At 59.9% G+C, this 13,162-nt stretch carries 12 protein-coding genes; 6 read left to right on the forward strand and 6 right to left on the reverse strand.

Going from position 1 to position 13,162, the window contains the following annotated elements:
• Window positions 1–6: 6 nt before the first annotated feature.
• From IAG25_RS37920 to IAG25_RS37935, 4 genes are all read right to left on the reverse strand, one after another.
• Complete coding sequence (locus IAG25_RS37920) at window positions 7–651, reverse strand: cytochrome c oxidase subunit 3 (RefSeq protein ID WP_187609424.1); 645 nt, start codon at window positions 649–651, stop codon at window positions 7–9.
• Complete coding sequence (ctaD, locus tag IAG25_RS37925) at window positions 648–2,582, reverse strand: cytochrome c oxidase subunit I (protein ID WP_187609425.1); 1,935 nt, start codon at window positions 2,580–2,582, stop codon at window positions 648–650. Before ctaD ends, IAG25_RS37920 begins: the two co-directional genes overlap by 4 nt.
• On the reverse strand, window positions 2,579–3,535 hold the full coding sequence (locus tag IAG25_RS37930) for a cytochrome c oxidase subunit II (RefSeq protein ID WP_187609426.1): 957 nt from the start codon (window positions 3,533–3,535) through the stop codon (window positions 2,579–2,581). The genes ctaD and IAG25_RS37930 overlap by 4 nt, the downstream gene beginning before the upstream one ends.
• Before the next feature lie 228 nt (window positions 3,536–3,763).
• Entirely contained in the window at window positions 3,764–5,089 is a 1,326-nt protein-coding gene (locus tag IAG25_RS37935) for an Nramp family divalent metal transporter (protein WP_187609427.1), read from the reverse strand.
• Between the two features lie 201 nt (window positions 5,090–5,290).
• Here IAG25_RS37935 and IAG25_RS37940 point away from each other — a divergent pair, with 201 nt between their 5' ends.
• The 3 genes from IAG25_RS37940 to nadE all read left to right on the forward strand — a co-directional run bounded on the left by IAG25_RS37940 (window position 5,291) and on the right by nadE (window position 8,591).
• Complete coding sequence (locus IAG25_RS37940) at window positions 5,291–7,096, forward strand: putative maltokinase (protein ID WP_187609428.1); 1,806 nt, start codon at window positions 5,291–5,293, stop codon at window positions 7,094–7,096.
• 114 nt (window positions 7,097–7,210) lie between these two features.
• Complete coding sequence (locus tag IAG25_RS37945) at window positions 7,211–7,756, forward strand: CinA family protein (protein ID WP_187609429.1); 546 nt, start codon at window positions 7,211–7,213, stop codon at window positions 7,754–7,756.
• Entirely contained in the window at window positions 7,731–8,591 is an 861-nt protein-coding gene (nadE, locus tag IAG25_RS37950; RefSeq protein ID WP_375336571.1) for an ammonia-dependent NAD(+) synthetase, read from the forward strand. The genes IAG25_RS37945 and nadE overlap by 26 nt, the downstream gene beginning before the upstream one ends.
• Window positions 8,592–9,258: 667 nt before the next feature.
• Here nadE and IAG25_RS37955 read toward each other — a convergent pair.
• Window positions 9,259–9,819 carry a DUF3005 domain-containing protein gene (locus IAG25_RS37955; RefSeq protein ID WP_187609430.1) on the reverse strand — a complete coding sequence of 187 codons (561 nt, stop codon included), beginning with the start codon at window positions 9,817–9,819 and terminating at the stop codon, window positions 9,259–9,261.
• Between the two features lie 205 nt (window positions 9,820–10,024).
• Between IAG25_RS37955 and IAG25_RS37960 the strand changes: the two genes are divergently transcribed.
• The 3 genes from IAG25_RS37960 to IAG25_RS37970 all read left to right on the forward strand — a co-directional run bounded on the left by IAG25_RS37960 (window position 10,025) and on the right by IAG25_RS37970 (window position 12,566).
• Window positions 10,025–10,555: a DUF4142 domain-containing protein gene (locus IAG25_RS37960; RefSeq protein ID WP_187609438.1), complete on the forward strand. Its 531-nt coding sequence runs from the start codon at window positions 10,025–10,027 to the stop codon at window positions 10,553–10,555.
• 117 nt (window positions 10,556–10,672) lie between these two features.
• Window positions 10,673–11,623, forward strand: coding sequence for a hypothetical protein (locus IAG25_RS37965; protein WP_187609431.1), 951 nt, complete (start codon window positions 10,673–10,675; stop codon window positions 11,621–11,623).
• A gap of 412 nt (window positions 11,624–12,035) precedes the next feature.
• The gene (locus IAG25_RS37970) at window positions 12,036–12,566 is read left to right on the forward strand and encodes a YciE/YciF ferroxidase family protein (RefSeq protein ID WP_187609432.1); all 531 of its coding nucleotides are present in this window, start codon (window positions 12,036–12,038) and stop codon (window positions 12,564–12,566) included.
• Window positions 12,567–12,663: 97 nt separating this feature from the next.
• Here IAG25_RS37970 and IAG25_RS37975 read toward each other — a convergent pair whose 3' ends face one another.
• Window positions 12,664–13,035, reverse strand: a complete 372-nt coding sequence (locus IAG25_RS37975; protein WP_187609433.1) for a hypothetical protein — start codon at window positions 13,033–13,035, stop codon at window positions 12,664–12,666.
• Window positions 13,036–13,162 lie beyond the last annotated feature (127 nt).

Consider the following 13,162-nt stretch of genomic DNA (forward strand, 5'->3'; position numbering starts at 1 on the left):
TCTGTCTCAGAGTCGGGCCGCCCAGTAAATGACCGCATAGATCGGCAGCCAGCTCAACACGACGAAGTACCAGTACACTGCGTTTTCGCTGACATCGACAAGACGCTTGCCCTCGAACGGTCCCGTGATGAGCAGCACGGCGAGCACGGCGGTGTCCACCGTGTCGGTGATCAGGTGCGTCGTGTGCAGGCCAAGCAGCAGCCACACGACCGAGCCGTAGGCATTGGTGTACCAGCTTACATTCAGCGAGGCGAATTCGAAACCGCGTATCACGAGGAACGCGGCGGATGCGAGCAGGCACGCCCATAGCCACAGACACGCTCGCCGCCGGTCCCCGCGCTCGGCAGCGCTCTTGGCGAGCTGATTCGGCCACAGGCTCGCTACCAGCACGGCCGTGTTGAGGGTGCCCCACAACAGGCGCGGCGCGTCGGCCGCCATCGGCCAACTCGGAGCGCGGCTGCGCAGATAGAAGTACATCATCACTGCAATGGCGAACACCGTTCCTTCAATCAGCATTAGCCCCATGGTGCTCCACCACATCAGGCTCCGATGGCTGAAGCCGAAGGTCGGCAGCGCGCTGACGTCCAGCACGACCCGGGTGCGGTCACGATCGTCGGGGCGCGCGCGTGCCTCGCGCGTATCCATAGTCATGGGTGACGCTCCCGTGCGACGGCCAGCCGATTATCCGTGCGCCTCGGCCAGAACCACGCAATCATCGCTACTGCCACAGGTACGGATCCCCACGCGATCGCCCACGGCGTGTAGATCGAGCCGATGAACAGAACGGTCGTCGCCACGGCGCTCACAAACGGCCAGATCGACGGCTGTGGAAATAGCGGTCGAAGATCAGGCTTTGCATCAAGCACGGTCGTAACGAGCACCTCGCGCGCATCGGCCGCGAGGCCCGCGACGAAGGCCGGCTGTGCGGACGGCTCCCACAGCGGGTCGCGGCCGTGGACGACGGGGATCGCATCGAAGTTTTGCGGCGGCGGCGGCGACGGCACGCTCCATTCGAGCGTGCCCGCGCCCCACGGATCGGCGGGCGCGGGGTCGTTCCTACGCAGCGTCCTGGCGACATTGACGATGAACAGCAGCACGCTCGCCGCGATCATGTAGGCGCCGATGGTCGCCACCAAATTCATGCCGTCCCAGCCCATACCGTGCGGATAAGTCCACACACGCCGGGGCATGCCTTCAAGACCGAGCAAGTGCATGGGAAAGAAAGTGACGTTAAAGCCGATAAAGAACAGCCAAAACTGCCATTTGCCGAGCCGTTCGTCCAACGTGTGACCCGTGAATTTCGGAAACCAGTAGAAGAACGCGCCGAACAGCGGAAATACGGCGCCGCCGAGCAACACGTAATGCAGATGGGCGACCACAAAGTATGTGTCGTGAACCTGCAGGTCGATTGGCACCGAGGCGACCATGATGCCTGTCATTCCGCCGATCACCAGGATGAAGAAGAACGCAAGGACATACAGAAGCGGTGTACGCAGATTGAGGCGCCCCGTCCAGAGCGTGCTGATCCAGCAAAAGATCTGAATGGCCGAGGGAATCGCGATCATCAGGCTTGCGGCCGTGAAGAAGCTTTTACCCAGCTCCGGCACGTTGGTCGCGAACATGTGATGCACCCACAGTCCGAAGGCGAGAAACGCCGTCGCGATGAGCGAGAGCACCATTGCCGAATAGCCGAACACGGGTCGGCGCGCGAAGGTCGGGATGATCGACGAGATAAACCCCAACGGCGGGATGAAGACCAGGTAGACCTCGGGATGCCCAAAAAACCAAAATAGGTGTTGCCACAGCAGCACATCGCCGCCTTTCGCCGGATTGTAGAAGTGAGTGCCGACTAATCGATCCAGGATGAGGGCGGTGCTGCACAGCATGATGGATGGCATCGCGAAGATCACCATGAATTGTGTGACGAGCGTGGCCCACACAAATAGCGGCATGCGGTTGAGTGACATGCCGGGTGCGCGCATTTTGAAAATCGTCGTGATGAGGACCACTGCTTCGATGAGGCCAGCGAGCTCGGTGAAGGTGATCATCTGCGCCCAGATGTCGGCGCCCTTGTTAGGCGAGTAATCCGGGCCGGCGAGCGGCACGTAGCTGAACCAACCCGCGTTCGGCGCGGTATTGACAACCAGCGACGCGAACAGCAATAGTCCACCGAACAGGAATACCCAGTAGGCGTATGCATTCATGCGTGGAAACGCAATGCTTCTGGCACCGATCATTAAGGGCACGAGGAACGCAGCAACCGCCTGCATGACCGGGACGGCGAACAGGAACATCATCGTCGTGCCGTGCATTGTGAAAAGCTCGTTGTAAAGGTTCGGTCCGATGAGGCGTTGGTCCGCACGCGCGAGCTGTGTGCGCATCGCGAGTGCGAGTAGTCCCGCGAGTAGGAAAAAAGCGAAGGTCGTCACGATAAAACGCCGGGCTACCGTCTTGTGGTTAATTGCGCTCAACGCGCCTATGAGACCGGGCGGGTCGCTCCAGGTCCGTGCGAGCGCATCGCGCACGTGAGGCCCAGCCAGCGGGCCGTCAACGAGCCGGGTGTCGGTGTGCTGATCGCTCATTTGAGAGTCTCCAGCCAGAGGAGCAGCGCCTGCAGTTCCGCGGGTGGCAGGCGAGTGCCCGGCATGACCGTGCCGGGCTTGAGCGTGCGCGGATCGACGATCCAGCCGGCGAGATTGCCGCGATTATTGGAAAGCGTGCCGGCGGCAATAAACTGCCGGCTGGCCAGATGGGTGAGGTCCGGGCCGATGGTGCCATTCGCAGCGGTGCCACGCACGGTATGGCAGCGCGCGCAGTCCTGGCTCAGGAAGACGTCGCGTCCGTGCAACGCAACCTCCTCGGCAGGCGCGTTCGCCGGCTGCCGCTGCTGCGCAGCCCAAACCTCGTATTGGGCGGGCGGATCGGCGGAGATGGAGAACGCCATGAGCGCGTGCTCGTAGCCGCAGAATTCCGCGCACTGCCCGCGATAGACGCCCGCCACATCCGCGCGGAACTTGATCGTCGCATCGCGACCGGGAATCATGTCTTTCTTGCCGTGCAGATTGGGCACCCAAAAGGTGTGGATCACGTCGGCGGCCTTAAGTGAGATGATTACTGGCCGACCGACGGGTACATGCAGTTCGTTGGCAAGCGTGAAGTCGGGCGCGCCCGCATCGCTCAAGTATTTCGCTTGCCACCACCACTGATAGCCGGTCATCTCGATGCGCAACGCGTGGTCGATAGGCAGGCGCGACAGCGCCCGGTCGGTCAGAACGTCCGCGAGCAAGAGTCCGAACAGTAGCAACGTCGAAACGCACGTCGCGGCGACAACCCAGAAGCGCGTACGCGACTGCGGGCGGTCAATGCTCGACAGATCCACAGGCGTGGCGCGGTTGGCGCGTGGCGCGCGCACCACCGCGATGAGGCACGCCAGCAAGATCGCGGCAAAAACCCCGCAACAGACCGCAAGCGTTAGGTGCCACAGTTCGAGGATCCGGCTGGCCTGAACGCCTGCTGGGACTAAGGCGGTTTGCATGATTCACTGTGCGGGTTCGATCGTTCGACGGCAGACCAATCCTGTCACGACGAAAGTTCGACAACAGGCCGGTGACTTCGGCTAAGCAAACGGCGTTCCGCGGCGTCGCAGCAGCTGCTCGAGATTGGCTGCCGGCCCGCGGGCGGGAAGGCAGCCAATCGCCGGTTTGGATGTGCATTTGAGCAAATCGCGAGAGGCGATAGGTCGGTCCATGTAGCCGGCCTTCTGTCAGGGCATGGCCTGCCATAGAAGCGCCGCGTTCAAACCGAGAATGACGCCCGCGCAAGCCCAAGCCGCTACCAGTGGCGCACGGGATACTCTCCATCGGCCCATGAGGTTGCCATCTGAAGCAAAGCGGACTAGCGGGATGATCGCGAGCGGCAGCTGCAAACTCAGCACGACCTGCGTCGAAACGAGCAGGACGTTCGACCCATGTTGACCGTAGAACCCCACCGCCAAGAGCGCAGGGCCAATCGCGAGCGACCTCGTCAGGAGCGCCCGCGCCCACTGCGCGATTCGCAGATTCAGGAAACCTTCCATCACCGCCTGCCCGGCGAGCGTGCCAGTGACCGTCGCGTTCAGGCCGCAGGCTAGCAGCGCGGTGGCGAAAGCAATGCCTGCCCAATGACTGCCCACGAGTGGCGCGATCAGCCGATGCGCGTCGCCGAGATCATCAACGTCGAAATGGCCGTTCGCGTGGAAGACTGCTGCGGAGATGACGAGAAGTGAGGCATTGACCACAAACGCTAGCCCCAGCGACGCAAAGGTATCGATGTTCACGCCCTTAAGCGCGCGGCCGATGGTGACGTCATCGCGATTGGGGGCGTGGTCTTTGACGAGCGCTGAATGCAGATAGAGGTTGTGCGGCATTACAGTGGCCCCCAGGATCCCCGCCGCGAGCCAAAGCATGCCGGCATCTCGCAGCAACGCCCGCGGCGGGGCAAAGCCCCGAAGCGCGGCGCCCCAAACGGGATGGGCGAGCGCCAGTTCCACGACGAAGCACACACCGACAAAGAGGATTATCGCCGTGATTGCGCATTGCAAAGGGCGCCTGCCACGGCTTTGCAGCGCGAGCATGACAAAGGTAGCCACTGCAGAGCACAGAACGCCGGCAGTGAGAGAAATGCCGAACAACATCTGCAAGGCGACCGCACTGCCCACGACCTCTGCGACGTCACACGCAATGATCGCGATTTCGCACGCAACCCAGAGCCAGAGCGTTGTGCGCCGACTGAAGCGGTCACGGCAAAGCTGCGCCAAATCGCGGCCCGTGACGACCCCCACACGGGATGCAACCCATTGCAGCAGCATGCCCATGAGACTGGCACTCAGTACGACGAAGAGCAAGTCATAGCCATAGCGGGCGCCGCCTGCGAGCGCAGTCGCCCAATTGCCCGGGTCCATATAGCCGACTGCGATCAGCGAACCTGCGCCGACAAACGTCCACCAGCGTCTGCACGACGCGTGCGGCGACTTGCTGAGAGTCTTTGCGTGCAACGGAGCGTCGGACGCGCAGCCGGAAAGCTGGGAAAACGCGGAAGGGTCGGTGTTCATGTGATCAATAGCCTTGGTCTGTATGCAACGTCAATCCAATCGCTCGTCGATCACGCTGGACAACTGAAGCCGATGCGGTTTGGGGGTCCGCCATTGCAAGCAACTCGCGTACCCTGCGTGCGCAGGGTCGCGCCGAGCGGTGGCGTGCATATTGCGCTTCGAGATGCATCAAAAAGGGCTAAGCAAAAGGCGAGGTGAAGCATGGACGACACGGAGCGCCTGCAACTGGCGGCTTATTACCTATGGGAGCAGGAAGGCAGGCCCACGGGGCGCGCGCACGCGCATTGGGAGAGAGCGAGGCAGAATACCGATGAACCGTCGACGACCGCGTTGACGGTCACCTTGTCAGGGTCCAACAATCTTTCGGATCTGCTGAGCCCCGAGAACGCCGCGGTCATCGAAACTACAATCCTGCCCGCCTACTTGAAATCGCGACGATGGTTTGCCGCAAAGGATCACGAGATCGGGCAGGTGCGGCTGCTACCATCGGCCGCATCCATTGACGGTGCCGGACTGCTGACCCAGATTCGGGTTGAAATGGATGGAACGAACCATTACTACGCCTTGCCACTCGGTATCCTTTGGGGTGACGAGGGTAGCGGTGATGCGCAATACGACCTTGCACGCAAGATGTCGTTAGCGAAGGTCTCGCGTGGTGATCGGGCGGGAATTTTAACCGACGCCTTTTTCATGCCACGATTTGTTATCGGTCTTCTTGAACGAATCGGAGCGGGCCACTCAGTCGATTGCGGCAACGGTGCCGTCTTGCAGCTTCTTGTCGAGGACGGTTTCAAGGACGCGCGAGCGCAACTGGGGGGCGCCCCCGCTTTGCGGTGGCTTTCGGCAGAACAGAGCAATAGTTCGGTGATCATCGGGGGCCGAGCGGTATTGAAACTTTTGAGACGGCTGGAAGATGGCACGCATCCAGAGCCGGAAATGTGCCGATTCCTAACCCGCTCGGGCTATGCTCATTCCAGTCCGCTTTTAGGCGAAGTTGTTCAATCCAATGGTCCACATGGCCAGCAAACCCTGGCTATTTTGCAAGGATTCGTTCCGAACGACGGTGACGCCTGGACTTGGGCCGTCGCGCAGTTTGCGAATGAAGCCAAGATGGTCCAGTCGCACCCTGGATCGGAGAGTATCGATGACGCCCAGCCATCGCGCAACCGAGCTCGCTTTGAAGACGTAGCAACGATGGCTGGCTGCGTTGGCCTGCGGCTTGGCGAACTGCATGCCGTCCTTTCGGGCGATCTGAGCAATCCAGCGTTCGCACCGGAGCCGGCAACCAGTGCGGATATCGAAAGCTGGAAGTCTGCGACGATCTCGCAGTTGAAAAAAGCATTTGACGCGATCGCGGAAAAGCGTGACGAAGCCGTCGACCGCGAGTTCGCGGAAACGTCGCGATCGACGCTAAAGGCGCATCAGAACGAGATACTCGCGGCGATCGAAAGTGCGTGCTTTTCAGATCGAAATCCGGTAAAAGCGCGCATTCATGGCGACTTTCACTTGGGCCAGGTCCTCCTCGCCGGGGACGATGCATACATCATTGACTTTGAGGGCGAACCGATTCGTGAGATCAGTCAGCGACGGGACAAGGCCAGCCCGCTACGCGACGTAGCTGGGCTGCTGCGGTCTCTCGCATACGCGGCCGCATTCAGCACGAAAGGACGAAGCGAAGAGAGGGTGCCCTCAGAGAAGCGATCCGCTGCGCAAAGTTGCGAAACAGTGCGAAGGGACGCGGAAGAATGCTTCTTAAAAGGTTATGCAGCGTCTGCGCCAAGCAACGTTGGGCCGTCAGGACCAGATTCAGTCCGACTGCTTGACCTGTTCCTAGTGGAGAAAGCGGCCTATGAAATCTGCTATGAAGCGGCGAATCGCCCGGATTGGTTGGAAGTGCCGACGCGTGGACTGGTGATGACCCTCGCAGCAATACCGTCACTGCGGCACGTGCTACAGACTCCGGACGAGGCCGGGGCCAAAAAAGGCGCGACGCGCGCACAGGAATAACTCTCGACCATGACAGTTAAAAGTTCCGCCCCGAACAGGAAGCGGCCTCTCGATCTAGTCGGGATTACAAATTGCTAATCGTGCGATAACTGTGACTGTAATCGAGGGACGAAGATGGACATTCCCAGGCAAGTCGTGTCCTTCCTCAGTTCCAGAGGACTGAAGCTCGCGACCGCTGAGTCGTGCACGGCCGGTTTCATTGCATCTTTGATTTCGTCCGTACCAGGCAGCGGCGCGTGCCTGGACGTGGGCTTCATTACCTACTCACCTTCGGGAAAAGCAGGCTTCCTTGACGTCCAGGAGGAGACGATGAACCGCTTTGGCCTAACAAGCGAAGAGGTCGCTCGCGAGATGTCCGAAGGCGCGCTTCGACTCGAAGCGTGTTGCGCGGATGTTTCGGTGTCCAACACCGGTGTTGCGGACGGCCATGCAGGCAGTGGTCCCGCCCCCGGGACCCAGTGCTTCGGATGGTCGTTCAAACTGCAAGGCGGACGGATTCTCAGCGTGACTGAGACGCAGGTGTTTGAAGGCGACCGCAACGAGGTCAGGCACGCAGCGGCCCTTTATGCGCTTTCGCGTATCGAGCATCACTTCAACCATCTTCCAAGTGTGTCAGGGCAGTATGGAGACGCAAATGAACACGGAAATGAACACGACTAACGATGACTTGCAAACGTGGCAACGGGATGTGAGTTTGGAGCTCGGCGTGAGCCAGCGCTTTGACGTGGACAGCGAGCGGGAGCGGCGCATTGGTTTCTTGTCCGATTACCTCACCTCACAGGGCCTGAGGACATACGTCCTCGGTATCAGCGGCGGTGTCGATTCGTTGACTGCCGGTCGACTTGCGCAACTGAGTGTTGAACGACTGCGGGCGCGCCGCTATGAAGCGCATTTTGTTGCTGTGAGGTTGCCTTATGGGAGGCAGCGCGATGAGGAGGATGCGCAGCAGGCGCTGAACTTCGTCGGGCCGGATGAGACATTGACTGTCGACATCCAGACTGCGTCCGATGAGATGCTACGCGCACTTGGACAGGCCGGCGCGCAGTATGCGGACGATTATCAGCGCGACTTTGTTCTTGGCAACATCAAGGCTCGCCAACGCATGGTCGCACAGTATGCAGTTGCTGGCGCACGTCACGGCGTAGTGATCGGTACAGATCACGCCGCGGAGTCGTTGATGGGGTTCTTCACAAAGTATGGCGACGGCGGCGCAGACTTACTCCCGCTTTCTGGTTTGACCAAACGCCGCGTCCGTGCGCTTGCCCGGTCGCTCGGAGCAGAGGAGCGTTTGGTCATGAAAGTGCCCACGGCGGACCTGGAGTCGCTCACCCCACAGCGCCCCGACGAAGCTAGCTATGGAATCAGTTATGAAAACATTGACGACTTTCTAGAGGGCAGGCAAGTCGGAGCCGAGATCGTCTTCACCATTAAACGCTTCTATGAGGCGACGCGACACAAACGCTCGCTTCCCGTGACATTACCCCGGTTAGCCTAATGACTTGGGCTAAAGCCCTTACTTGACACAATCGGTCCGGTGCAGCGTAACGGAAGTAACGCCTGGCAGCATCATTGCGCGCGACGCAAATCGCCGAAATGCAGCAGCCTGACCGTAGCAGACGAATTCGAGACGCTGCCGGCCTTGCTCACGACTGCACACGAGGCCTTCATCAGCCATCAGTGCGAGCATATGGAGTGGCTCGATGGGCGGGGCGCCACATCCACTGACTGTTACGGTCGCACGCATATGCCCTTCGGTTAGTCGGTCCCGTGATGTCGCAGTGAGTTTAACGATGAGTCATCCTTCGATAAATCGTGCGCGGTTGAACATCAGGCGTCATGCGCGATTCGCTCGCCCGCTCTTTAGGGCTTCTTGCCCGATGCCTGGCCGTTCGTCCTTCCTGAGCAGGTCGGGGAATGCTGCAGTGTCCCACCGGCCAATTCGACGTCCGACGGGTAGTTCGTTTCGTCGGCAACAGGGTTGAACCCGGCGCATCGGTAGGCCTGCCTGTCCTGCTCAACCGCTCGACGTCCTGCTTCACCCGACGGTGCACACCCTGCAAGGGTCACGACGACGATTAAAAGTCTCTGCATACGGAGCGCTTCAGTTGAGCCGAAGCAAGGCGGACGGCGTCGACCATGATGAAAATTAGCGGCGTTTGTAATCATGACTTCCTCTGTGCAATGGAGATGAGATGCTCGACTCGTCCACCGTTGCGTGTCGGTGTCTCGACGCGTCCGTGGTACTCCATCACCCAGCCCGTTCGCAAGTGAATGGACGGGCGATTGCCTTCCGGTCGGCTATCGATGCCGCCTAATCCTCTCGCAGGCGCTGTTACGTTGTTGACAAGGGTTGCATTGGTGCCAACGACGTTATCGTGTTGCAGCGGCAGGTCCCGTTTGGCCTCGAGCCCTTTGCCGTCCGTGTCCACGGTATTATCGGAGGCCTCCATACTGGCATTGTCGACTGAGACAATACGGGACTTCGCGCGCTCGAGCGGATCGGGAGATGCAGAAGTCGAGGCGTCCAGGTCGATCGATGGCAGCGGATTCCGACCGGGGATGTTGCGTTGATAAGACGCTGGCGGAGCGTCAGCTCCGACGTGGTCTCTTGCCATGACCTCGGGGTCGGCGCGGGCGGTCTCGGTTGCCGGCGTCTCTGAAGGCGTCTTCGCCTGTATGTCTCGCTGTTGCAGCTGAGTAGGATTTGATTCGGCGTTGTTCATAAGGGTGCCTGTCGGGTCTGGGCATCGTCGATAGGGCGGGGAAAGATTTGTCGGGGATTCCTGCAGCCTTAGTCAGCATCGGTCATGCTGCGGACGCGATTGAGACCAGACGGAGGTCAGCGCAAAGGGGCCGAAGACCCGGCATAGCGGTTGCTCGGGGTTTAGCCCCACGTGACATTCCAAGGAGCCTCTCGTGAAGACAAAGATGACCGCACGCGCAATGATGATCGTTGCGTTACTTGGCGCCTTCTCGCCGGTGTTTGCCCAAACGCAAGCCGCAAGCACGACGCAGGCAAATGACCTCTCTCCCGTCGATAAGGCGTTCGTTCAGGCCGCGTCGGAATCAAGTTCGACCGAGATTGACACTGCGAAACTCGCCACGAAGCAGTCGCAGGACAAGGACGTTAAGGACTTCGCCCATCACATGATGGTGGACCACACCAAGCTGACTGTTCAGCTCAAAATGGCGGCCCCGCATGGCGTCACTGTGCCAAAAGATAACTCAGACCCCGCCGTGCTCCATGCGCTCAAGCCTTTGAAGGGGAAGGCGTTCGACGTCGCCTATATCAAGACCGTTGGCGTCGAAGGACATCAAAAGGCGGTCGCCGCGTTCCAGAAGGAAGCCCAAGAGGGACAGAATGCTGATCTGAAGAAAGCTGCCGCGAAGGCACTGCCGACAATCCAGCATCATCTGGAGATGGCCCAAGCCCTTGCGGCCAAGAAGGGCGTGCAGTGACGGCTGGGTGACCAGCCTGTAACGGACGGTCGTGTCAACGGCGTGCCTTTGAGGCACGGACACCCCCCTAAAAAGTCAATCTGCAGGCCGTCCACCTGATTCTCTTTGGGGCCAACTATGCCACCTGACGATCCGGACACGATTGCATTCGATATCGGGTGGGATTTTGCCCGGTTTGGGAGACGAATGGATGCGGCGGTGTGTAGTGCTAGTCTTCTCACCGGATACGCGGCAGGGCGCGAACATTTCTGGGTCGCTCAACATCGCCCGGACCGCTTTGTGTCGAAATGGTTGCAACTCCGGCTGAACGCGTTCAAACGACGTCGAATCCTGTGCCCCGATGTGGACCCTTCGTATCTCAGGAGGATCGACTGTGACACGTGTCCCATCACCTTAGTGACGCTGACGCGCGGCGCTTTGCGCGACAGCGATTGGTCCGTGGACCGTATCAATAACGACGGTGCCTATGCGCCGGGCAATCTCATGGTCATGTCGGTTCGTGCGAACCGCGCCAAGGGCACGAAAGACTACCGTGATGTGGTTCTTCTCGCTTCCCAGACGGCTGACGTCCCGATCGTGGACCCCGAGCGCAAGCACCTGTCTAAGCGCGAGTGGGAGCGGGTGGCGTGTGTTATGGTCGGCGCAGCGGACGTTGCTGAGGCGGCTCCGACGCTCAAACCGCTGCTCACCCGTATCCCTGAAGATTCCCGTGCGCCCCTCTACTACGTTCTCCAGCAGATGTTACTGCATGCCGTTGCTCGGGCGTCGTCGCGTAACCAGTTGGTTAAAGCACTGAATCGTTTTCAGCCGTCCCGCGAAAGGTGTCTGGGGCTACGATTCGCCGCCGAGCGACTCTCGGTCTTACTGAAAACGGCTAACTATGCTTACGACGCACTCGACGACGAGCTGTTCCAACGTCAGCTGCGATGCTGGTTTTTAAATGTCCCGCGAGCACATGTGCCGGAGCTGCTCAGCTTATGTGCGTGGTATGGCGCTCAACGCTGCGAACCTACGCTTCCAACTGCGTGGTCAATTGAAACCCACGGACGATTCTCAGAACGAACCTGACCCGCCGGTTCGATCGAGGATGGTGCTTAGCCGCCGGCGCCGGGAGACGTCCGGAGGCCCTCACGCTATCACTCGACACTTGTGTCGGGCCGTACGCTGTTTTGGTGACGGCGGCCGCTGCAAATCAAGCGAACACCCGCCGATAGCAGCCTAAAGCTCGGACGTTGCTCCAGTGCCCCAGGCAATAGTGCGTCCGGACTCCGGCATACCCATTGCTGAAACAGTTCATCCCTGCACTGCGTGACCCGTTTGCAGGCCGCCACAACATGCTCTGCTTCAGTTTACCGCTGTTGCAGGGGCTGTTTCGGTGCGGGAGACATTGCCTGTTGTTCCGATCGGACCACAGGAGGCACTTTTTGATTAAGGAGCGGTTCGCGGAAAAGCGGCGGCTCCCAACCAACCGGAGGGATTCATGGCTGCAAAAACCCTTAATGACTTGTTCGTGCATGCGCTCTCGGACGTTTACAGTGCCGAAAAGCAGCTGACTAAGGCGCTTCCCAAACTGGCCCGAGCGGCTACCAATCCTGACCTCGCCTCGGCCTTTAAGACTCATCTGGAAGAGACCCAGGGACAGATTGAGCGAATCGATCAAGTGGTCGAAAGCACTGAAATCAAACTCAAGCGCGTGAAATGCGTGGCGATGGAGGGGCTCGTTGAGGAGGGACAAGAGCAGATCGAGGAAATCGAACAGGGGCCTATTCTCGACGCTGCCTTGATTGCCGCCGCGCAGAAGGTCGAGCACTACGAAATTGCGACATACGGGACCTTGGCGGCACTCGCTAAGAAGCTAGGCTATACCGAGGCGATGAATCTGCTGTTGGAGACCCTGAAAGAGGAGAAAGCAACGGACGAAAAACTGACGTTATTGGCTGAGCAACAGGTGTCCGATGAGGAGGTTGGAACGCCGGCCGTGAAGCAAGGCTCAAAGCAGAGCGCGAAGTAATGGCATCTGCGCCGCCGTTGGCTAAGCGACGGCGGCGCACCGCAAAGCGGTCGACGCGGCGAGATAACTTATCAGGCAAACCCGCAGGAAACCCAACCTACGAAGCTGCTACGCGAAGCTCTCCAGTAGTCTTTCCAGCGCGCGCCATGTCACGTACTACAAGCTCAATCTCCTCGGAAACTGCGTAGTGCACCATGTGGCCCGCACCCGGCAACACGCTCAACGTGCTGTGCTGCACATCTTCGTGAAGGCGAACCGAGTGCACCTCCACGTCAACGATCTTATCGTCCGCGCCTCCGAAAATAGCGACGGGCATTCTTAGGGCAGGGTAGCGTTTATGAAGTCTGGCCGCTGCCGGGATCATAAAGGCCGCGTCCTCCGCCTCTGCGCGAATCTGCTGCGGACGGCTCAGCATGTCTCGAGGCATCGCAGCAAAAATGTTCTGTGGTAGCGGAATCGGCGCGAACATCGCCGTAAGCGTCGCGTGAGAGCCGTTTAGATTTTCCTGGACAGACGTTAAGCGCTGCACCTGCGGAGTGACGCCCGGCAGAAGGGTTCAAAGGTTGAGCGTTGCAGGCCTGTGCAGGTGCTTCGCG

Origin of the sequence: Caballeronia sp. EK (genome assembly GCF_014384845.1) — a bacterium.
Classification (GTDB): domain Bacteria; phylum Pseudomonadota; class Gammaproteobacteria; order Burkholderiales; family Burkholderiaceae; genus Caballeronia; species Caballeronia jiangsuensis.